The 22291-nt window shown below is 45.3% G+C and carries 20 protein-coding genes; 8 read left to right on the forward strand and 12 right to left on the reverse strand.

The window, feature by feature from the left end; translation table 11 throughout:
- Positions 1-12: 12 nt before the first annotated feature.
- Complete coding sequence (locus tag BB427_RS22875; RefSeq protein WP_069023485.1) at positions 13-1665, reverse strand: (2,3-dihydroxybenzoyl)adenylate synthase; 1653 nt, start codon at positions 1663-1665, stop codon at positions 13-15.
- 349 nt (positions 1666-2014) lie between these two features.
- Between BB427_RS22875 and BB427_RS22880 the strand changes: the two genes are divergently transcribed.
- Positions 2015-2548 carry an RNA polymerase sigma factor gene (locus BB427_RS22880; RefSeq protein WP_069023487.1) on the forward strand — a complete coding sequence of 178 codons (534 nt, stop codon included), beginning with the start codon at positions 2015-2017 and terminating at the stop codon, positions 2546-2548.
- Here BB427_RS22880 and BB427_RS22885 read toward each other — a convergent pair.
- Positions 2545-2994, reverse strand: coding sequence for a TerB family tellurite resistance protein (locus BB427_RS22885; RefSeq protein ID WP_069023489.1), 450 nt, complete (start codon positions 2992-2994; stop codon positions 2545-2547). The genes BB427_RS22880 and BB427_RS22885 overlap by 4 nt on opposite strands.
- A 54-nt stretch (positions 2995-3048) precedes the next feature.
- Between BB427_RS22885 and BB427_RS22890 the strand changes: the two genes are divergently transcribed.
- Entirely contained in the window at positions 3049-3423 is a 375-nt protein-coding gene (locus tag BB427_RS22890) for a hypothetical protein (RefSeq protein ID WP_039494777.1), read from the forward strand.
- 211 nt (positions 3424-3634) lie between these two features.
- On the opposite strand, the gene BB427_RS22895 is transcribed toward BB427_RS22890, so the two are convergent.
- The 6 genes from BB427_RS22895 to fabR all read right to left on the reverse strand — a co-directional run bounded on the left by BB427_RS22895 (position 3635) and on the right by fabR (position 9951).
- Positions 3635-4228, reverse strand: coding sequence for a hypothetical protein (locus tag BB427_RS22895; protein ID WP_069023491.1), 594 nt, complete (start codon positions 4226-4228; stop codon positions 3635-3637).
- An 87-nt stretch (positions 4229-4315) separates the two neighbouring features.
- Positions 4316-4915: a 3-isopropylmalate dehydratase small subunit gene (leuD, locus tag BB427_RS22900; protein ID WP_069023493.1), complete on the reverse strand. Its 600-nt coding sequence runs from the start codon at positions 4913-4915 to the stop codon at positions 4316-4318.
- A complete protein-coding gene (gene leuC / locus BB427_RS22905; RefSeq protein WP_069023495.1) occupies positions 4912-6315 on the reverse strand; it encodes a 3-isopropylmalate dehydratase large subunit in 1404 nt (467 codons plus the stop codon). The genes leuD and leuC overlap by 4 nt, the downstream gene beginning before the upstream one ends.
- A gap of 15 nt (positions 6316-6330) precedes the next feature.
- Positions 6331-7407, reverse strand: coding sequence for a 3-isopropylmalate dehydrogenase (leuB, locus tag BB427_RS22910; RefSeq protein ID WP_010604310.1), 1077 nt, complete (start codon positions 7405-7407; stop codon positions 6331-6333).
- Complete coding sequence (leuA, locus tag BB427_RS22915) at positions 7404-8951, reverse strand: 2-isopropylmalate synthase (RefSeq protein WP_069023497.1); 1548 nt, start codon at positions 8949-8951, stop codon at positions 7404-7406. Before leuA ends, leuB begins: the two co-directional genes overlap by 4 nt.
- 376 nt (positions 8952-9327) lie before the next feature.
- Complete coding sequence (gene fabR, locus BB427_RS22920; protein WP_010374371.1) at positions 9328-9951, reverse strand: HTH-type transcriptional repressor FabR; 624 nt, start codon at positions 9949-9951, stop codon at positions 9328-9330.
- A 125-nt stretch (positions 9952-10076) separates the two neighbouring features.
- Between fabR and BB427_RS22925 the strand changes: the two genes are divergently transcribed.
- On the forward strand, positions 10077-11204 hold the full coding sequence (locus tag BB427_RS22925) for an acyl-CoA desaturase (protein WP_010374369.1): 1128 nt from the start codon (positions 10077-10079) through the stop codon (positions 11202-11204).
- 35 nt (positions 11205-11239) lie between these two features.
- The gene (gene sthA, locus BB427_RS22930; RefSeq protein ID WP_069023499.1) at positions 11240-12676 is read left to right on the forward strand and encodes a Si-specific NAD(P)(+) transhydrogenase; all 1437 of its coding nucleotides are present in this window, start codon (positions 11240-11242) and stop codon (positions 12674-12676) included.
- Positions 12677-12726: 50 nt separating this feature from the next.
- Here sthA and BB427_RS22935 read toward each other — a convergent pair whose 3' ends face one another.
- Together BB427_RS22935 and BB427_RS22940 are read right to left on the reverse strand one after the other, a co-directional pair.
- Complete coding sequence (locus tag BB427_RS22935; RefSeq protein ID WP_069023501.1) at positions 12727-13968, reverse strand: hypothetical protein; 1242 nt, start codon at positions 13966-13968, stop codon at positions 12727-12729.
- Entirely contained in the window at positions 13949-14596 is a 648-nt protein-coding gene (locus BB427_RS22940; RefSeq protein ID WP_069023502.1) for a methylamine utilization protein, read from the reverse strand. Before BB427_RS22940 ends, BB427_RS22935 begins: the two co-directional genes overlap by 20 nt.
- A gap of 201 nt (positions 14597-14797) precedes the next feature.
- Between BB427_RS22940 and BB427_RS22945 the strand changes: the two genes are divergently transcribed.
- Both BB427_RS22945 and BB427_RS22950 read left to right on the forward strand, forming a co-directional pair.
- Positions 14798-16831 carry a glycoside hydrolase family 97 protein gene (locus tag BB427_RS22945; protein ID WP_069023508.1) on the forward strand — a complete coding sequence of 678 codons (2034 nt, stop codon included), beginning with the start codon at positions 14798-14800 and terminating at the stop codon, positions 16829-16831.
- Positions 16832-16946: 115 nt separating this feature from the next.
- A complete protein-coding gene (locus BB427_RS22950; protein ID WP_010374359.1) occupies positions 16947-17147 on the forward strand; it encodes a hypothetical protein in 201 nt (66 codons plus the stop codon).
- Between the two features lie 125 nt (positions 17148-17272).
- On the opposite strand, the gene BB427_RS22955 is transcribed toward BB427_RS22950, so the two are convergent.
- On the reverse strand, positions 17273-18685 hold the full coding sequence (locus BB427_RS22955; RefSeq protein ID WP_045989492.1) for a glycosyl hydrolase family 18 protein: 1413 nt from the start codon (positions 18683-18685) through the stop codon (positions 17273-17275).
- A gap of 272 nt (positions 18686-18957) precedes the next feature.
- Between BB427_RS22955 and BB427_RS22960 the strand changes: the two genes are divergently transcribed.
- Positions 18958-19611 carry an XRE family transcriptional regulator gene (locus BB427_RS22960; RefSeq protein WP_010604302.1) on the forward strand — a complete coding sequence of 218 codons (654 nt, stop codon included), beginning with the start codon at positions 18958-18960 and terminating at the stop codon, positions 19609-19611.
- Positions 19612-19645: 34 nt separating this feature from the next.
- On the opposite strand, the gene BB427_RS22965 is transcribed toward BB427_RS22960, so the two are convergent.
- The gene (locus BB427_RS22965; protein WP_069023504.1) at positions 19646-20818 is read right to left on the reverse strand and encodes an MFS transporter; all 1173 of its coding nucleotides are present in this window, start codon (positions 20816-20818) and stop codon (positions 19646-19648) included.
- A gap of 80 nt (positions 20819-20898) precedes the next feature.
- Between BB427_RS22965 and BB427_RS22970 the strand changes: the two genes are divergently transcribed.
- Positions 20899-21711, forward strand: coding sequence for an AraC family transcriptional regulator (locus BB427_RS22970; RefSeq protein ID WP_039491539.1), 813 nt, complete (start codon positions 20899-20901; stop codon positions 21709-21711).
- Positions 21712-22291: the final 580 nt, after the last annotated feature.

The raw sequence follows: 22291 nt of genomic DNA on the forward strand, positions 1-22291 counted from the left end.
TCCTATTGAGTATTATGCAGTTTGTGATGAGGTAAGTAGATTAGCGATATGCTCACGCAACGCGCGTTTATCGATCTTTCCAACTTTCGTTTTTGGTAGTGACGCAATAAATTCAAAGCGATCAGGATACTTGTAATCAGCGAGCCCACGACCTCGAACAAAGCGATTGAGCATTGCCCTTGTGAGTGGTTGGCCAAGATCTTCTCGCGGCACGACAAATGCGCATATACGCTCACCCAGCAGAGGATCTGGCATTGCAACAACCGCACAATCATGAACCGCAGGATGTGCCAATATTTGGTTCTCGACTTCTTCTGCTGCGACCTTTTCGCCACCTTTATTTATTTGATCCTTATCGCGGCCCTCAACAATTATGTCGCCCGATGCAGTTTGTTTAACCACATCACCACTGCAGTAAAAACCATCTTCAGTAAATGCAGCTAAGTTATGAAGTTCAGCGTTTAAATAACCACGAAATGTATAAGGTCCTTTAGTCGTTAATAACCCAGCCTCTCCTTGAGGTACTGGTTGATTATTCTCGTCGACGATACGGATTTCGTCAGCTGCACTCATTGGTCGACCTTGTGTATGATGTCGCGTCCATTCGTCATCATCGAGACGGGTATAGTTGACAAGCCCTTCCGCCATGCCAAATACCTGCTGCAACGTCACAACAAGCTCTTTTTCCATTCTGGCAGCGAGGGTGGCACTGAGCTTAGCTCCACCGACTTGGAGCACAGCTAACGAGCTTAGGTCATAGCGTTGTCGCTCTCGGGAATCGAGCCACAATGAAACCGCAGGGGGAACCAAAGCGGCCCAATTTGGTTTATGGGCCTCGATCAGCCTAAAACAGCTACTTGGTGAGGGATCTGGAGCACAGATTACTGTACCACCAGCGTAAAACACTCCCAATGCACCGGGTGAGCTAAGCGGAAAATTGTGTGCGGCAGGTAGAGCGCAAAGGTATCGCGTTTGTTTATTCCATTGACACACTTCGACACTTTGGCGAACACTATAGTAATAATCATTGTGGGTACGAGGGATCAACTTAGGTGTACCTGTGCTTCCCCCCGACAATTGAAAGAATGCCACATTGTCCGCTTGATGCTTACGAAATGGCAGAGAATCAAAATGCTCAAAGCATGCAGAAGCATGCAGCTTTTCACCAAGCTCCTTAGCCCAAGTACTTTGACCGCGCAGCAGCACATGCTGTAGTTGCGGTGTACACACTTGTAACTGTTCAAAGAATTGACTATCACCAAACAGAGAATGCTTTGTGTCCGCAATAATCAACTTTGGCTGCAGAGCAGCTGCGTAATGTGTTAACTCGACTTGGTTATGATTCATCAAAGCATTAACAGGTAACACCGCCAGCTTTTGTAGAGCAAAAAATACCACATAGAATTCGTAACAATTAGGCAATTGCACAATCGCGGTGTCACCGGCACAAAGTCCTTGCGCAGCCAAATAACTCGCCAGTCTCGTCGCCTCTTTTTCCAAGCATGCATAGGACTTCTCGATATCGTTATCGATAACTGCAATTTGAGTCGGATTTTCCTGTACTTGACGCTCTAAAATCTGACTTAATTCTTCATCTATCCAATATCCAAGATTGCGATATCGCTCTGCATCCTCAACAGGCCAACTAACACAACTTTTTAACATAAATACGACCTTATGAAATTTCCTATGTGGGTTATTTCGTTATGCAAGATCCACTCGGCGTTTAGGACAAATAATGAAATTAGAAATACCACTTAATTATCAACACATTAAAACCTAACACCGAGAGCCGATTTGCCACTAACCCCCTAATGACGATTGCCCCTAAGATTAATTTAGAAAAATTTAAAATAATTCTCATAACTGTTCATATTTTTACCTGCGCACCTTTTGATGACACAAACGTTACAAATAAGTAAATTAAAATTCGATTTAGCTATTGACAAAAACCCGATAAAAAACTTAGGATCTAATTGATAATTATTTTCATTATTAATCGTAGAGGGATAAAATGGCAGCAGTGTTGCGCTCAGATAATACGGTAGATGTTCGTCGTTGGGCCGATATAATTGAAGTACAAAGGGAGAAATTGACTGCATATTTAACCTCAATTCTTCACTGCCAATACCTCGCAGAAGACGCTTTACAGGAAACGTATATTCGTCTGTCAAAAATGCCTGATGAACAAGAGCAAGCCATTAGCAATCATTTGGCTTACTGCTATCAAACAGCAAGAAATATCGCAATTGATATGGTAAGGAAAAAATCAAAGGAAAGCTGGGTTAGCTTAGACAGCGCACTGCCAGGACAATACACTGATAAGCAAGTCAACGCTGAAGAAACCTTAATTGAGCAAAATCTAGATGGTCGTATGATGCAAGCGGTAAGCTCTCTATCAAAACGCCACCAGAACATTCTAAGCCTGTATAAACGTGGTGATTACAAGCAGAAGGATATTGCCAAAATATGTGCAATTTCACCGACGTTAGTGAACTTTATAATTCAAGAAGTGATTGTTACGTGTCAAACCGTATTAGCACACTAGGTATCTAAACCAGCTTGAACGCGTAATTTTGCAGCAATGAAATCAGGGTGAGCAACATAAAACAGCCCGGCTATTTTCCGAATGATATGGTCTTCATGGCTGTCGAGTTCACCATCGGCATAAGCAACGTGCCACAATAGCTCAATGACCTCGATGCGCTCAATGTCGCTAGTGTGATTATTCACTTGTTTGGCAAAAGAATACATATCTACCGCCTGTTCCACCAATTGCTGCGCTTGTGTTATCAGTGCACTGACTTGTGGTTCAGGCAATTCACAACGTGTTTTGAGTAGCTCCGCAATTTTATCGAACTCCGACTGTTGTAGTTTGCCGTCCGCTCGCATCACTTCGACCAGTAATGCAGCCAGCGCGGTATTAAAGTCGATTTCTTGTTTCGGTGATGACTCCTTCAAGCTTTGAAATAGTTTTTTAAGTTGGTTAAGCAAGTGACTAATCTCCCATGTGATATACTAGTAATGTAGCAGACTAAAAGGACAGTTATGCGTAAGTTATCATTGAGACTAAATTCATTAAAGCTAAGTTCCCTAGTCGTAGGTGCAACACTGCTCTCGGCATGCCAATATACACCGGTTCCACGAGGCGAACCTGAAAAGCTCTATGACTTTGACCACAAAGTACATTATGAGCAAACCACCTATAACGATGACCACTTTCGACTGGCAATTAAGCCAGATAGTTATGCGCATTTTAGGCAACAAAGCGTATTTTTGCTGCGCCATGCCAAACGCTTATGCCAAGGCAGTAACCCACAATTGACATTACTTGGTGGCGTTCAAGGCTTTGATAAGATGCCATTAGAGCCAAGACCTTACCAAAATGACTTAACAGTAGACGTAAAATGTGTGGCCAAATAGCCACACATTTTTATTAGCGCTACAAATTTGTTTTCGTTACCCGCTCTGGGTTTAGTCTTTATACCAGTTGTATTAAGTAAATGATCTATTTTGAAGCGGGGAAATAGTTTTAGTAGCTAGGCAAAAATTTTGCTATTTAGTTATTCTAAATGAGAAATTTTTAACGAAGCTAATATGCTATTTCACCCTTCAAATTGATTAGAGAATTAATTCAATTGGTATCGTATCCCCAAGGCGCTTTTGGTGCGGTTACCGGTGTTGTTAAATCAAAGTCCACTCGGAACTCTCGCCCTTCACGCACTAAACGATAGGTAAACTGCTCCGGATAGATATACATCTGCCATGTATTTCCGACTGACTGTGGTATCCCTTGTTGGACAAATAACTGTTTTGAGTATTCATCAGCTGGGAACGACTGCACGGTACTAAATCCCGCATCTAGGGTATGACCACCATACATAGTAGAAACATCGTCGCTGCCATCTTCATGGCGGTGATCGTGCTTTAAGCTCAAACCACTCCCTGTTTTGGTGATGATCCAAGTTCTTGAAGCATCTTTTCCTACATGAAATGGGACTTGAAGCTCAGCGTCGCCACATTTACGAACGTGCATCACAAGACGCGCATCGCTAAAGCTGCTTGGACCTTGATTATCCACCGTTACTTTACCTTCGTAGGCTTTACCACAATGCGCTTTAATAGCGTCAAAAAATGCATCATGGCTTGGGATGGAAACCAGCGGGGCAGGACGCGCGAGGGCTGCGCAGCTCAAGGTTGCGAGTAGCGCTAAAGTTAATTTTTTCATTGGAGACACCTAAAACAAATAAAGCCAGAGCTTAATCAGCTTCTGGCTTTGTGGCAAAATTATTCGACCAAATTGAGTAAACCGCTATTATTGCCAAGGTCTTATCGTAGCAAGCTGCTGCTCAAAGGCATCAATTTGGGCATTCAATAATTCGGTCTCACCGATAAAGTCAAGACCACTCAAGAGGCGTGCTTTGATGTCTTCACGCACCTCAAAGTCAATTGGTGCAATACCCGCTCCGCTTATCTGCTGCGCTTCTAGGTCAATACTCAAATGCACTTGTGATTGTTGCTCACATGCATCGAAGAGCGTATCTAACGTGCTGGCTGGTAACGCAATGCAAAGCATTTGGTTATTACCACAATTGTTAAAAAAGATATCGGCAAAGCTCTCGGCTAAGATCACGGTAAAACCATATTGTTTTAGTGCCCAAGGAGCATGCTCACGAGACGAACCACAACCAAAGTTGTCACGGGTTAACAAGATTGACGCGCCCTGATATTGTCGATAGTTAAGCACAAAGTTCGGATCTGGCTGACCATCTTCAAGATAGCGCCAATCATAAAACAGCGCTTTATCGAACCCATCGCGGCTGGTTGAAGTTAAAAACTGCTTGGGAATAATTTGGTCTGTATCAACATTGTTTTTGTCTAATGGCGCAACTAGGCCCTGATGAAACACGCTCATGACGCCTCTCCTCGAATATCAGTAAAGTGACCAGCAATTGCTGCCGCAGCCGCCATTGCAGGACTCACCAAATGCGTACGACCACCTCGCCCTTGGCGTCCTTCAAAATTCCGGTTTGAGGTCGATGCACAGCGTTTTTCCGCGCCAAGACGATCATCGTTCATCGCCAAGCACATAGAGCAGCCCGGCTCACGCCACTCAAATCCCGCAGCTTTGAAAATATCGGCTAAGCCTTCTTGTTCGGCTTGCTGTTTTACTAATCCAGATCCCGGGACGATTAGCGCTTCAACGCCTGCCGCTACGTGCTTGCCCACCACCACTTGTGCCGCGGCACGCAAATCTTCAATACGGCTATTGGTGCAAGAGCCAATAAATACAGTGTCAACTTTGGCATCGCTTAGCCTTTGTCCTGCTGTGAGGCCCATATATTTCAGCGCGCTGCGCATCGCATCTGCTTTGACTAAATTAGGTTCATCGTCAGGGTTAGGTACTAAGTCATTAATACCAATGACTTGCTCTGGACTTGTCCCCCAGGTTACTTGAGGTTGCACACTATCAGCATCCAGCTCCACAACACGATCAAATTCAGCATCCGGGTCGCTATGCAAGGTTTGCCAATAGCGCACAGCAGCATCAAAGTCTTCGCCTTGAGGAGCAAATGGGCGACCACGTAAATACGCAAAGGTTTTCTCGTCAGGTGCGATCAAGCCAGCTTTCGCCCCCATTTCAATACTCATATTACAGAGCGTCATCCGCGCTTCCATCGACAGCGCTTCGATCCCAGTCCCGCAAAACTCAGCCACATAGCCAGTACCACCAGCTGTGCCTAATTGCCCAATCACAGCGAGGATCAAGTCTTTTGCAGTCACGGTCGGACGCAAGATGCCATTCACCTGAATTTTTAACGATTTGGCTTTTTTCTGCTGTAATGTTTGCGTGGCCAGCACATGTTCAACCTCTGATGTACCAATACCGTGAGCCAGCGCACCAAATGCACCATGCGTTGAGGTATGGCTATCGCCACATACAATCGTTGTACCTGGCAAAGTGATCCCTTGCTCAGGTCCCATTACGTGCACTATACCTTGGTTAATCGAATTCAAATCGTAAAGTACAATGCCGAACTCTTCACAGTTTTGTGCCAACGCTTGTAGCTGGTTTTTGCTCACCTCACTGGCAGCATCAATCGAACGGCTCTTGGTCGAGACATTATGATCCATTGTCGCAAAGGTTTTTTCTGGACATCTTACCGAACGGTTCTGCTCTCTTAATCCCGCAAATGCCTGCGGTGAGGTAACTTCGTGTACTAGATGACGGTCAATGTACAAGAGATCGGTTTGCTCATTTAATTTAGCAACCACATGGGATTGCCAAATTTTATCGTATAATGTTTTTGCCACTTGCTCTTACCTTTATTAAACCCTGTCGACGATCGCTTGCGCGACATCCATTGTAGTAAACCCTGCTTGAGGATAGATATCCGGTGTACCTACACCATCTTTCACCGCCTCTGCTACTGCCTTTTCAATTGCGCGTGCCGCTTCATCCTGCCCCAATGAATAACGTAGCATCAGCGCTGCACTTAAGATTTGTGCGATTGGATTTGCCACCCCTTTACCGGCGATATCTGGTGCTGAGCCGCCCGCAGGCTCATATAAGCCAAAGCCCGATTGGTTTAGACTTGCCGATGGTAATAACCCCATGGAACCCGTGATCATTGCACATTCATCAGAAAGGATGTCACCGAACAGGTTATCGCACAGTAGCACATCAAACTGGCTTGGTTGTTTTACCAACTGCATCGCAGCGTTGTCGATATAGATGTGATCAAGCGCCACATCTGGGTATTCTTTCGCGACTTCATTGACCACCTCACGCCACAGTACACTGGTTGCCAGCACGTTGGCTTTGTCTACAGAAGTCACATGATTGCTTCTAAGTCTCGCTGCATCAAAAGCAAAACGGGCGATACGTTCAATTTCTTTGCGGGAATAGGTTTGCGTATCAAACGCCGACTCGCTTTCGCCCTCACCTTGGCGACCTTTTTCGCCAAAATAAATCCCGCCAGTAAGCTCACGGACGCATAAAATATCAAAACCTTGCTGGCTAATGTCACTGCGTAGTGGAGAGGCCGCGCTCAATGCGGGTAATAGCTGCGCAGGACGCAGATTACAAAATAGCTGAAAGTGCTTTCTAAGCGGTAATAAGGATGCCCGCTCTGGTTGCTCATTTGGCGGTAAGTGCTCCCACTTAGGCCCACCCACAGAGCCAAACAGAATCGCATCGGCGGCCTCACACGCGGCTAATGTCGCCGCGGGTAAGGCTTCGCCAAATTGGTCTATGGCCGCACCACCAATCGCTTGTGGTGATTTTTCTAAAGCAAAGTTGAACTTAGTCGCCACTTTATCTAATACCAGCTCAGCGGCTTGCATCACTTCTGGACCAATTCCATCTCCAGCTAGTACTGCGATTTTGTAGTTTGCTTGACTCATCCTGCTTTCCTTTGTTGTTTTAGGCTAGACACTTTTTGTGCTCTATCAATTAGGTTATATACTCGGATCATGGCTCTCACTGACGCTTCGACAATGTCGGCTGCAAGTCCCATACCGTGATATTGCTTACCATCAAACTTGGCAATAATATCGACTTGGCCCAGTGAACTTGCTCCTTTACCCGTCGCATCAAGGTTATATTCCACCACTTCCACCGCCATGCCAGTGATACGCTCGATAGCTACAAACGCCGCTTCCACAGGACCGTTGCCGGTTGCCGCTTCTTGCTTAAGCTCACCATTCAAGGCAATCCCCACAGTCGCGCTCGCGATAGATTGAGAGTTAGAAGATGCATTGACGAACTGTAATTGGTAGCGCTCGTCTTTATCTTTGATTTGGTTGAAATAAATCATCGCTTCAAGGTCATAGTCGTAAACCGTGCCCTTTTGATCGGCTAACGCCAAGAAGCTTTCATACAGGCTATCCATATCATAATCCGATTTCTGATAGCCAAGCTCGGTAAGACGATGCTCGATAACATGCCGGCCAGAGCGTGAAGTCATATTTAACTGATTACTCGGCACGCCAACGGTTTCTGGTGCCATGATTTCATAGGTGTTTTGTGCTTTTAAGACGCCGTCTTGGTGAATACCCGAGCTATGTGCAAAGGCATTTTCACCCACAATTGCCTTGTTTGGCTGCACCGGCATATTGCAGATTTTAGCAACTTGGCGCGACGCGCGATAAATCTCTTCGCTACGAATATCTGTGTATACTTTTAGGTGGTCTTGGCGCATCTTCATGATCATCGCCACTTCTTCTAGTGAGCAGTTACCTGCACGCTCACCAATACCATTGATGGTACATTCGATTTGTCTTGCACCGGCTTGTACCGCCGCGATTGAGTTTGCCACCGCAAGTCCTAAATCGTTGTGACAATGGACACTTAGTCTGGCTTTGTCGATGTTAGGCACATTATTACGAATATGGTAAATCATCGCTGCATATTCGTCTGGTGTGACATAACCTACGGTATCAGGCAAATTAATCGTAGATGCACCGGCATCAATCGCCGCTTCAACAATACGACACAGATCAGAGTGTGGCGTACGGCCGGCGTCTTCACATGAAAACTCAACATCATCAGTGTACTTTCTAGCTTGAGTAATGGCCTTAATCGCCATGTTAGTCGCATCATCTAGACTCATTCTTAACTTATGTTCTAGGTGCAGAGGGCTGGTTGCGATAAAGGTGTGAATGCGGCGCTGTTCAGCGCCTTTAAGGGCTTCACCACACGCGTCGATATCTTTACTAACCGCACGCGCAAGGCCACAAATCGCCGGACCTTTTACCTCAGCAGCAATGCGTTGTACCGCACGAAAATCAGCCGGACTTGATACTGGAAAACCCACTTCCATAACATCCACATTGAGACGACTAATGGTATGCGCCAGCTGTATTTTATCTTCTTCTGTTAAGCTGGCTTTTAACGCCTGCTCACCGTCCCTTAATGTTGTATCGAAAATCCAGACTTTATCTTGCATACCCTTATCCTCAGCCAAAAAAAACCCCGCAAGTGCGGGGTGTCTACAGTAAATGTCGCTCAATTCGCGCAATTACACCCCACCCCTCTGGTTTACCAGTAGGAGGTTAAGAAGGAGTGAAATACGCGCAGTCATTTTCATTGAGCTAAGTGTTCCTGTTGATGAATTGGTTATGTTTTAACATGCTTCAAAAGCGACAATCAAGCATAAATTATCCCAAAAATAGAGTTTAAACCTCAATTTATTGGTAATTTAAATTAAAAAAATGCCAGCTTTAGAAAATATATTTCAATAATAAGAGTGAACACAGATAGGATATGAAGTGAGCAGGGTAATTTTGAATTTTAATTACCAATAAAAAAATAGCCAATTTAGGCTATTTTTTTATTGGTTCTGGATGTTTTGCATAACCAGAGGCACCTTTTGCGATATACCGCAACTGCCACTTCAAACGCTCGGTCAGTTCAGCGCGTTGAGGGGGGTCTTGATCCAAAGCCTCAGCACCAGAGCTAAATACTAAGGTGACCATTGCTTCAGCCTGCATGTGGGCGTGATGGGTATCTACTCCCGTTTCTGTTTCAAGGTAATGAGCAAGCTCTAAGATAAAATGTTTGATTTCTCTAGCAACGGCGGCACGAAACGCAGGCGAAGTACCCGAACGTTCACGCAGTAATAAACGAAACTGGTTGCTCGACTGCTCAATAAATTCCATGAAGGTGTGCACAGAAGTATTGATCACGCTACCACCTTTAGCGATGCGACGTCTTGCTTGGCGCATTAATTGTCGCAAGGTTAAACCCGCTTCATCTACCATAGTCAGCCCGAGCTCGTTCATATCCTTAAAATGACGATAAAACGAAGTAGGTGCGATACCCGCCTCTCGTGCGACTTCACGCAGGCTTAAATTCGAGAAACTATGCTCAGCACTTAGTTGATTAAATGCCGCTTCGATAAGCGCTTGACGGGTCTTCTGTTTTTGTTGGGCGCGTACACCAGCCATGGACTTTCCCCAATTCGCTTCGAAAAATAAGAACAATAAACCGCAGTCTAAACCTTGACGCAGCAAGAATGAAATACTATTTTAGCGTACAGTTGTACGCTGAAATTAGATTTTGAGATTAATTGATGAAAAAACCACCCATTTTATGGACCAATGTGCTGTTCTTTAGCTTATCGTTTTTAGCTGCGATCACTTTGGTGCCTTGGTATGGCTTTGAATACGGCTATACCACCAGCCACTGGGTAGCTTTTGTTGCCTGTATGTTTTACGCCGGTCTGTCTATCACCGCTGGGTATCACCGCTTATGGGCACATAAAGCCTATGACGCCCATCCTGTGATTCAAGTTATTTTTGCGTTGGGTGGCGCATTCGCGTTACAAAACAGTATATTACATTGGAGTAGCGATCACCGTGTGCACCACGGCCAAGTCGACGACCCGGTAAAAGATCCATACGCTGCAACACGAGGCTTCTGGTATAGCCATATCGGTTGGATGCTGAGAGATTATCAAGGCGAGACTTACGGTGATTATAATAACGCCAGAGACTTACAACGTAACCCTATCGTGATGTGGCAACACAAGCACTATATGAAATTGGTGTTACTTACGAATATCGGCATCCCGTTAGTGCTAGGTTTATTACTCGGAAATGTGTTTGGTATGTTGTTACTTGCAGGCGTACTCAGACTCGTACTCAGTCAACATTTTACTTTCTTTATCAATTCACTGGCGCACATTTGGGGTAGTCGTCCTTACACCGAAAAAAATACCGCGCGAGACAATGGTTTGCTAGCTCTTTTCACTTACGGTGAAGGCTACCATAACTTTCATCATATTTTTGCCAGCGACTACCGTAATGGCATTCGTTGGTATCACTATGACCCAACTAAATGGCTGATCCGTACTTTTGCAGCACTAGGCCTTGCCAGTAAGCTAAAACGCACTCCGGTTGAACGCATTGAAAAAGCCAAGGCGGAGACCTTGTTGAATAAGACTAAAGTCAGTCTCGCAAAATTGCCTTTGGCGCAAGATAAGCTTACATTGTTACAACAAGAGTATGATTTACTTCTTAAAAAGCTTCAAAACTACTGTACTGTGCAAAAACAGGTACTCGAAGCGAAGAAGGAAGCAGTACTTGCACAGTGCGAACATTCCGCACTGATGCAACAATATAAAGAGCTAGAACAAGCTTGGGAAAGCCAAAAACAAGCTTGGATTGCACTAAATTCGAGGCTACTGAAAACGGCATAATGTTCAGCGGCCTCAATAACTAAAGGGGTGAGGCCGTGAGCAAAAAAGCTGCAGAAAAAACCGAAACTGTTCCACAATCCTATCAATACGATGCCATTATTATAGGCACCGGACCTGGCGGCGAAGGCGCCGCCATGAACCTCTCTAAAAGTGGTAAAAAAGTCGCGGTTATCGAACGCCAGCATGCGGTTGGCGGTGGCTGCGTTCACTGGGGCACCATTCCCTCAAAAGCGCTTCGCCATTCTGTCAGTCGTTTAATTGAGTATAAAGCGAATCCACTTTACCGTTTTACTGAGCGCCCGCAGCGCCATACCTTTCAAGATATTTTGCACCATGCCAGTGATGTGATCTCAAAACAGTCAACATTGCGTTCTAGCTTTTATGGTCGTAACCGCATTCACTTATTTCAAGGCGATGCCAGCTTTGTTGACGCGCATACAGTACAAGTCATTCACCAAGATGGTTCGCAAGAGCTACTCACCGCTAAAACCATTGTAATAGCCACAGGCTCGCGTCCATACCGCCCACCAGGCGTTGATTTTAACCACCCTCGAGTCTACGACAGCGACACTATTTTAAGCCTTGAGCATAATCCTCAGCGCGTATTGATATACGGCGCGGGGGTCATAGGCTGTGAATATGCATCAATCTTTAAAGGACTGGGCGCAAAGGTAGACCTCATCAACACCCGCGACCGCTTATTGGCCTTTATGGATGCCGAGATCTCTGACGCACTCAGTTACCATTTTTGGAATAATGGTATTGTTATTCGCCATAACGAAGAGTTTGCGAAAGTAGAGACTCATGACAAAGGGGTTATTGTGCATCTACAGTCTGGCAAGAAAGTACGCGCAGACTGCATTTTATGGGCCAATGGCCGCTCCGGTAATACCGAAACACTCAACCTTGCTAGCGTAGGTCTAAAGGCTGATAGCCGCGGTCAGCTTAAAGTCAATGAGCACTATCAAACGGAAGTGGATAATATTTTCGCTGTAGGAGACGTGATTGGCTATCCAAGCCTAGCCAGTGCAGCGTTCGATCAAGGGCGTATTGCGGCCAATGCAATTGTGCATGGTGCCTGTGATGATCGTTTGATCACCGATATCCCTACCGGCATTTATACCATTCCAGAAATGAGCTCTGTTGGTAAAACCGAGCAAGAGCTTACCGCTGCGCGCATTCCCTATGAAGTGGGCCGTGCCCAGTTTAAACATTTGGCTCGTGCACAGATCACCGGCACTGAAGTCGGTAGCTTGAAAATTTTGTTCCATGCAGAAACCAAAGAGATATTAGGTATTCACTGCTTTGGTGAACGTGCATCCGAGATCATCCATATCGGCCAAGCCATTATGGAACAAAAAGGAGCGGGTAATAACATCGAGTACTTTATCAATACGACCTTTAACTATCCAACAATGGCCGAAGCCTATCGCGTTGCAGCCTTAAACGGCATTAATCGTCTACTGGACTAACGTATCGTATGGCATGAATAAGCGTGACACCTTGGGCGTCACGCTTATTGTTATAAATTAAAACGATACTCCGCGCTGAGCCGCCACACATTATCGCTTTGCTTGGGCTTTCCGTTAAAGGCCTCGCGATTTGCAACTGTGGTTGTCAGGCTCAAAAACTCACCGCCCACCAGCCAATTGCTATCAATTCGATACTTCACTGTAGCGGTCAGTGCATGGCCATCACTTTGATTTGGGTCGAACTGCCAATCATCTTTGTCGATGACTTTGAACTGCTCCCCCCGCATGGAAAAGCGCCACTCATCGCGCTGATGTGTGAGTAGCAGAAACCAACTATTAAAGTCATTATCGACGCCGCGATTGACACCCATGGCGGTATTACCCAGCATGCCTTGTGCGAGTATATGCGTCTGCGGTGTTAACTTGTAACGCCAAGCTGCACTAATAAATTTAGTGTCCCACGCATACTGACCGGTTCGGTAGTTGATCTTACTTGGATCGCCATTATTATCGTACCAATAGACATTGATCTCACTGCGGTTTGAAAAGTCGCGATGATACCCAACATAATAACCAAATCGGCCATCTACTTCAGAAAACGGTTCAACATGCTGTGCTTGATGTTGTAGCTGCGGTGTGTTCAACGACTCTACCGCAGCAAAGGGGAGACTTTCGTTAAACACCGACTGCCTATCATGCACAGTAAAGCCTCGCCATGCGAGTAAAGTGCCAGCCGGATCATTACCCTTAAAAACACCAAACACACCTTTGAATCCCTGACCTCGGCTACGACGAGTCTGCGGCTGCTCAATCGCGACTTCAGCGCCAAATACCCGCACTTCCTCCCCTATCCAAGCATTGATGGCCGAATACTGGTATGTATAGGGTGATGACCAGCCAATATCTGGGTTCTCAATAGAGAACTTCGGATAAAAGCCGCCAGCTCGAACAATAAAGCGACTGCCATTTTTGGGTAGTGTTCGATATTGCAAATACAGTTCTGTAAAACCAAGCTTGTCATCTGGGTCTGGCACATACTGTGTTACCCCGTGCAAAGACCAAGCGCTGGCAAAATCTGCACGCCAATCAATAGCGCCTCGACTAAGCGTAATGTCTGACTCCCCTTTCCCAAAACGCGTAACGCCCCACCCAGGCTGATACCAAGCTTTACGATTATCATCATGCTGCCAGGTCGTTTGCAGTTGCCCTTGTCCAGAAATCTCAACGGCACCTGCTTGCCCTATGGCGAATAATGCCAAAGCGGCGCTTAGCTTAGTAATCATCGAAGCCATCGGAGAAATCCTGAAGTGGAGCAACCAGTGTTTGCTTAATTTGATAGGTAATTGCTTGAGTGTTGTTCACGACGGAGAGCGGATGCTGTTCTATTTTATCTATATTTTCAAATCTTTCATGCCATACATTCAGCTTTAGTGCGCTGGCTTGCTGAGCACCTAGGTCGATTGATACTTTGCCGCTGCTATCCGTTACCGCAAATAATGGGCTATCTACAACTACGATATAACCCAGCATCCAATCGTGAATATTGCAGCCAAGCTCAACCACACCGGTTTGATCAAATAATACTTGTTTCGGGTCATCGCGATACAACTTAAGCTCGAACGGCTTTGCAGCAGAGAACGAATAGACGTGGTGCAGAATGGGATCTAAATTTGGAAACGAGACTTGTGTGCCAGCTTGCACCATCAAGATATGGGGCACAAACGCTTTATCCTTTTGCTCCATTTTATAATCTAGCGTCGTTCTTTTGTTATCAAAGCCATCTCCTTGCAACCACACCGCGGCATTCGCGAGTGGCTGTTTATCAGCATCGACAATTTGCACTTCAAGGGCATTGACTAGACCGGCTTGTAGCATTGCCATCACAACAGCAATACGCCCAAAAGTTGTTAGGTTTAGCATAAGCAGTTCAACCTATCCTTATTATTTTTCTTAGCTTGTCTACACTAGACCGAGCGGAATAATTATTACATTCATCGCATTTACAGCATGAATACGTATGCAACTTTTACGTGAACGTTAGCATACAACAGTAAGCTTAGCTTATGTGCAAAAGAACACGAATTTTCGTGCCGACAACAAAAAGGAAAAACTATGCGCCCCATGTCACTTTCCCTGATCGGATTAAGCTTGTTTACGACTACGAGCTTTGCCGCATCTTTAGCTGTGAGTTCGCCAGATGGAAAAATCACTTTTACCTTGAGTGATGAGAATAGCCAGCCGACCTACCATGTCAGCTTTAACGACAAAACCATTATTCAACCGTCTAAACTTGGTTTTGATTTCGCAACAGCTGCATCGATGCGCGATGGCTTAAGTATCACCACACATCAGCGTAATAGCGTCGATAGCAGTTGGCAACAGCCTTGGGGCGAAGCCCGAGTGATCCAAGATAAGCACAATGAGCTTGCTGTCACCTTTGCTAAGCAGACAGACAAGTCGCCGCAATATACTGTGCGTGTAAAAGTATTTGATGACGGTGTCGGCTTTCGCTATGAGGTTGCTCAAAATCAAGCGCTTTATATCACCAGAGAATTAACCGAATTCGCCTTTGCACAAAGTGATAAAAGTACCGCGTGGTGGATCCCTGCTCGTGGCTGGAATCGCTATGAATATGTATACAACACCACACCACTGCACGATGCCCCACATGTGCACACCCCATTTACCTTAAAGAATCAAGACGGGGTTCATATCAGTGTGCATGAAGCGGCCCTAATTGACTATGCGGGCATGACCTTAAACCAGCGTCGCCCGGGAACATTTGTTGCTGATCTAACACCTTGGTCAGATGGCGTTGCAGTAAAAACCAATGGTAAGTTCAATACACCTTGGCGCACCCTGCAAATAGGCGATGAAGCCACCGACTTGTTGAACTCTCACCTTATTTTAAACCTCAACGAACCAAATAAGCTCGGTGATGTATCTTGGGTTGAGCCGGGTAAATACATCGGCATTTGGTGGGGCATGCACATCAACAAAAATACCTGGGGCAGCGGCGATAAGCATGGAGCGACTACGGCGCGTACTAAAGAATATTTGAGCTTTGCCGCTGACCATGGCTTTGATGGCGTGTTGGTTGAAGGTTGGAACATAGGCTGGGATGGCGACTGGTTCTTCAACGGTGATGTCTTTAGCTTTACCGAGGCCTATGCTGACTTTAATATTGATGAAATAGCCAAGCACGGAGAAAAAGTAGGTGCACGCTTAATAGGTCATCACGAGACGTCTGGTAACGTCAGCAACTATCGCAATCAAATGGAGGCGGCTTTCGCACTCTACGAAAAAGCAGGCGTTCGCCAAGTTAAAACCGGTTACGTAGCCGATGGCGGCAACATCAAACGCATTGATGCCGAGGGCAATGCCAGATTCGAATGGCACGACGGTCAATTTATGGCAAATGAGTACTTAGACAACGTCAAACTCGCGGCCAAACACAAGATCAGTATTAACACGCATGAACCAATCAAAGATACCGGCCTGCGCCGTACCTATCCAAACTGGATTGCGAGAGAAGGGGCTAGAGGGCAAGAGTTCAACGCATGGGGCACGCCACCAAACCCACCAGAGCATGTGCCAATGCTCGCCTTTACCCGCATGTTAGCAGGCCCTATGGACTTTACTCCGGGTATTTTTGACATGGGCTTTAACGGCCTTGGCGATAAAACCAACCGCCCACAAACCACTCTCGCCAAACAATTAGCGCTTTATGTTGTGCTTTATAGTCCAATTCAAATGGCGGCCGATTTACCAGAAAATTACCTCGCTAAGCCAGACGCCTTCCAATTTATCAAAGACGTACCCACCGACTGGGAGCACAGTATCGCACTTGCAGGAGAAGTGGGTGATTATGTTGTCTTTGCCAGAAAGGAGCGCAAGCATAAACAATATAGTGGTAACGATTGGTTCTTGGGCGCAGTAACTGATGAGGAAGCGAGAGAAATTCCTATTACTTTAGATTTCCTTGAGTCAGGTAAAACCTTTGAAGCGCAAATCTACGCGGACGGTAATAAAGCCGAATGGAAACAAAACCCGTATGAAATGAATATTTACCGTAAAAAGGTAACAAGTGCCGACAAGCTGATATTAAAACTGGCTGCTGGCGGCGGCGTTGCTATTCGTTTTAAAGCGCTTTAAACATAAGGTGACTACCCAACAGCTGGGTAGTCACCGCTTTGTTCTGTACATTTAATAAACTATACAGTAGGGTAAAATAGTCTATTAAGACATTCTTATTTCAAAGGAAAATAATATGAAACTTACCCTAGCAAAGAAAAAACTAAAACAATTAGACTATCAACAGAGTCAACTTGCCGTAAAACTCACACCGCAAGCAGCCGGTGGTAGAGGACCAGAAACCGGCGTTATGTGTGAAACGACTAATAACGATTACTGGTGTCAACGTCCAAGTTCGCCAGCTGTTACCTGCAGCGTAATGGAGCGCTGTTTATAATCAGTTCCCACCATATATAGGCTAGATATTATAAAAATATGTAGTTAGCCTATTTCTCAGTCAAACTCTCTATATGCTCAACGGCCAGCTCTCACTCGCCGCCGAGCTGAGTTATAAGTAATAATTTACTGACATTGATAGCTTGGTGTTACACCATTAGCAACTTCCCATTTCGCCGTTAATAGCGACGCAGGGCCATTACTGTCATGAGATAGCTCCCAATTCATAATGCCTCCGGCATTGAGCTTAGCGTACTGCGTTTTTGCACGGATCGTCGGGATACCATTGTAGTAGCTGCTACCATCACTATCGCGACAGGCATTGGCAGGGTTCTCTTGTAGTAAGGTGCGATACGCTTTCCAAGTAGGTCTTGCATAAAATGGTACGCCTAATACGGTTTTTTCTTTACTGAGCCCACGACCTTGCCAGTAAGCTATTGAGTCTTTGGCGTATTGCATAGAAGCATGATCAGTATTGTTCGCGTCGTACGCCATCAAATTTAAAAAGTCGATATCTTGGAATACAGATTCCAACACGCCACCACCGGTATAGCCAAGCGCCACCACAGCTGCCGTCAAGAATTTACCTCTGGCGCGTAACTCAACGCTTAGTTCCTTCATCAGTAATGCATAGTTATTTGCCGAAGCACCGGGATCTGGATATTCCCAATCCATATCAACGCCATCTAGATTATGCTGCTCTACAAACGCAATGACCTCTTGCACGAAACGGGCTCTGCCTTGCTGTGAACTGGCGAATGTCTCAAATGCACTGTCGTCGCCCCCGTTCCAGCCACCAATGGCAATCCCCACTTTTACATTGTTGGCGTGAGCCGAATTTACTAGCGCTGTCATTTTGCTTAAATTTTCAAGCGGTCTCAGTGTACCATCTGCATTAGGTAGTAAAAATGAGTAATTGATATGGGTGAGTTTATCAAACTGAATATCACTCACGGCTCCCTGCCAGCTTGGGAAATAGCCGACAATTTTAAAATTAGGATCGCCAGGAGGAACCTCGTCAGACACGACACTGAAGTTCACCGCACTCGATTCACCTCGTGCCCCAGACACATCAGTTGCATAGACAGTTAATGCGCGATTACCTAGTCCCTGCGCTTGCCACATCACCTCATAAGGCGCACTGTTGTCAGAGGCGACAAGCGTGCCATCGAGATAGAATTCAACACTGTCGATTGCCGTGTTTTGCGGATGGCTTACCGCCGCCGCTAGGCTAACTGATGAACCCACTAACACTCGTGCGTTACTGCTTGGAGAGGTGACCGAAACTAAAGGCACAGGCGTTACCGGATCACAACTGCCATTGGCTTGCCAGACATCATAAGTATTGGAGTTTTGCGCTGGGTTTTGGTTTTGTGTCCACCATTTCGCGGTGTATTTAGCTGACTGATAGGTGACCGCGTCGCCACCTGTATATACCTGCTGTGATTGCCATTGTGTTAAGTTGCTACAGTCAACCGCCAGTGCAACTTCCATCGCGCCCAAGAGCGGAAGTGCAATTAATAAATTTGTATATTTCATTACCTTTTTCCATGTTGTATGTCGGCTAAAGCAAGTCGTGCCGAGTTTAAATAAATGTTAACTTGCGATTCTAGCCTACCAGCATGGACAAATTTCGTACAACCCAACTCACTACGACCTTAGTCTAATGAAATAACCCCTCTCTTTAGGCCATTATTCGTCCTTGATTATGCTCGTTTATAAAATGTCCAACTAGTGCAGCGAGACTGTACAGATAAGGCTTAGCTCAGTATGCTTGCGGGTTTAGGCGCTATAAAGAGAATAATTAAGAGATGAGTACGGCATTTTCAAGACGATTTGTAACCTTAGTCGAGCAATTTGCAGGCGGCAATAAGCGCCAATTTGCCCAGTTAACAGGTAAATCCCCTTCCCATATTTACCGTATTTGTCGCGGCTTAAGTCGCCCTTCAATGATATATCTTGAGCACCTTTATAGCCTATTTGCCGTTGATCTGAACTGGTTACTTACCGGTGAACAACCCTTAGATAAACCACAAGGTCAGCTTAAAGATGAACTTACCCTCATACCTAAACTTGATATTGAGGCCAGTGCAGGTATGGGCAGTGTAATTGGTCATGAAGAAGTTACCGAGCAGTTTGCACTCAACCGTCGTTGGCTAAACTCCCATCTTGGCGTGTATTCAGAGAAGCTCGCCTTTGTCTCTATCCGTGGTGATAGTATGCAGCCCACGTTGCTAGACGGCGACATGGTACTCGTTGACCTTTCACAGAATCAACCCAGTAAAGATGCGGTTTATATCATTCAAACAGAAGAGGGTCTCATGGCTAAGCGAGTGCAACAAAAGCACTCTCAGCTCAAAGTGATCAGTGATAACCCTGATTACCCGAGCTGGGAGATCACCGCTGATAATGCCGACAGTCACGGCATTGCAGGGCGTGTGGTTTGGTGTGGTCGCAGTATCTAAACTGCACTGTCACTATTCGTGTGATGCTGGAGCATCACACGGATTTAGCCAGCTTTTCCTGCACATTGGCTGTATTCACAAATTGACTCAACACCAATGAGCACACCGCAAGTGCAGCACCAAAGTAAAACACTAAGGATTGATCGTATAACCATACTAAGCCAAAGCTTGCTGGGATCACTACTGCTGCAATATGGTTAATAGTAAAGCTAACCCCAGCTGTTGCTGCGATATCTTCTGGCCGTGCAATTTTTTGAAAATAAGTTTTGAGTGCAATGGCCATCGCAAAAAACAGATGGTCGATGACATAAAGCGCTGCTGCAAAGCTTGCTGACTCTACCAATGCATAACCAATAAATACAAAAATGAGTCCCACATATTCGATTGTCAGTGTTTTACGCTCACCAATATGCCCAATCATTTGACCAATTTTGGGGGCGATAAATATGTTTATCAAATGATTCAACATATAAAGCGCGGTGATCTGTGCAACATCAAAACCAAATTTTTCCACCATTAAGAAACCCGCAAACACCATAAATATTTGTCTTCTCGCGCCCGAGAAGAAAATCAAGGCGTAATATAGGCTGTACTCTTTTCTCAAAATGAGCTTTTTATGCTGCGTAGTATGCATTTCAAAGGTTGGAAAGCCGATAAACATAAATAGCGCAATGATAAAGCCAACCCCTCCAATAAGCAGATACATCCACTGATAGTCTGCGGAGAAGTAGCTAAAACCCAGCCATATTACCGCATAGGTGATCAGAGAAGCGATGGATTTAATAGAGAGCAAGATACCTAGTTTGGCCGGTGCCTCATCTTTATTGAACCATTGTAAACTGAGAGATTGATTCAGCGTCTCGAAATAGTGAAAACCTATCGACATTAACACTGTAGTTGCATACAAACCATAAATAGTAGGCAACAAGCCGGTAATGGCGACGCCAAGCGACAGCAAACATAAACTGATCAGTGCGAAGGTTTGCTCCTTTAACACCAATAAAACAAATACCGCTGTAAACGCTAAAAACCCGGGGATCTCACGCAGGGATTGCAACATTCCCATATTAGCGCCATTGAAGCTTACGGCTTCAATCGCAAAGTTATTGAGCATGGCCATCCAGCCTGCAAACGTAACGGCCATAACTACGGTAGCAAGCACTAAGAAATTAAAAGGACTTTGCCATCCTTGAGAAGCATTCTTCATGATTATCTCCACATAAAGCACAACTATTAAAAAGTTATGGCTATAATATGGCCACACATTAATTTCTGATATACATAATTATGCCAAGTTCTTTATCAAAACAGACAACTTCTCCTTGGCGTATTCAGCCCAAATATAAGCGCTTCTTAAAGCCAACCCTTGGCCGGCCAATCCTGCCAAGAGCGGTAAAAAAAGCGGAGTGGGAGCATGTTCAACGGCACCAACATGAGTGGGGGCAGCTTGCATATACAAGCAATGGAGTCATCACAATTGTAACTCCTGAAGGCACTTTCGTGATCCCTCCCGACCAAGCTTTGTGGCTACCTCCGGGCCTTCCGCATGAGACGTATTGTCGCTACGGTGGAGATTTTCGTAGTGTCTATATCGACAATAAATACACCGAGTTGCTAGGGAATAAAGCGAAGCTAATTGCGGTAGATGAACTACTGAAGCAATTTATACTGGAGATCTGTACTTGGCAGGAAGAGTATCACTTAGATGAAAAAACAGAGCGATTTATTACGGTCTTTATTGATAGATTAACATCAGCTACAACGTGCCACTTTTTTATTCCAAGTGCACAGGATGCTCGGATCTTACCCATTGTTACCGAGCTACATACAAATCCAGGATGCAAAATAAGCTTGGAGGCCTGGAGTGATCAAGTCGGTGCATCAACCCGGACACTCAACCGCTTATTCCACAAATGCTTTATGATGGGGTTCAGTGATTGGCGCCAGAAATTAAGAGCTATCAAAGCAATTGAGCTGTTGAAAGATGGATATTCTCAGCAACAAGCAGCTGAATATTTGGGTTTTGAATCTACCGCCGCATTTAGCAATGCGTTTAAAAAAGTCTTTGGCAAACCACCGGGACAGTACATTAAAAAGTAAGGTAATTTGGGATCAATAAATACTTTCCCACTAAATATTATAAATGCACAAATCGGCGGGTGAACCGCCTCCCAGCATGTTGCACTGTGCTTATACTGTGGTGGGAGTGGGAGCGCATTTACTTAGGTTTAGAAAACCTCGCGATGTGTTGATTGGCTTGCGAGGTTTTATATCTCAAATCTCTATACCTCAAATAGCTAAAAACCCGTCGCATTACTGCAACGGGTTTTGATGTACATGGATGTTCGAATGTCGATGAAGTTCATGGATGAACGCTTTTCATCAACCTCTTATTTGGCCCTGGCTCGCTACGAAGTGGGATGTTCTCATTTTTTAAATAGAGAGTCACATGGGTAATCCACACTATCATCGACTGGAAACCTTAATTGCAAGCCATCGGTGGGTAAACCTCCTACCATGTTGCACTGTGCTTATGTTGTGGTGGGAGTGGGAGCGCATTTACTTAGGTTTAGAAAACCTCGCGATGTGTTGATTGGCTTGTGAGGGTTTCTATATATCAAATCTCTATACCCCAAATAGCAAAAAACCCGCTGCATTACTGCAACGGGTTTCTCTTATT

Source organism: Pseudoalteromonas sp. BMB, assembly GCF_001709235.1.
Lineage (GTDB): Bacteria > Pseudomonadota > Gammaproteobacteria > Enterobacterales > Alteromonadaceae > Pseudoalteromonas > Pseudoalteromonas maricaloris.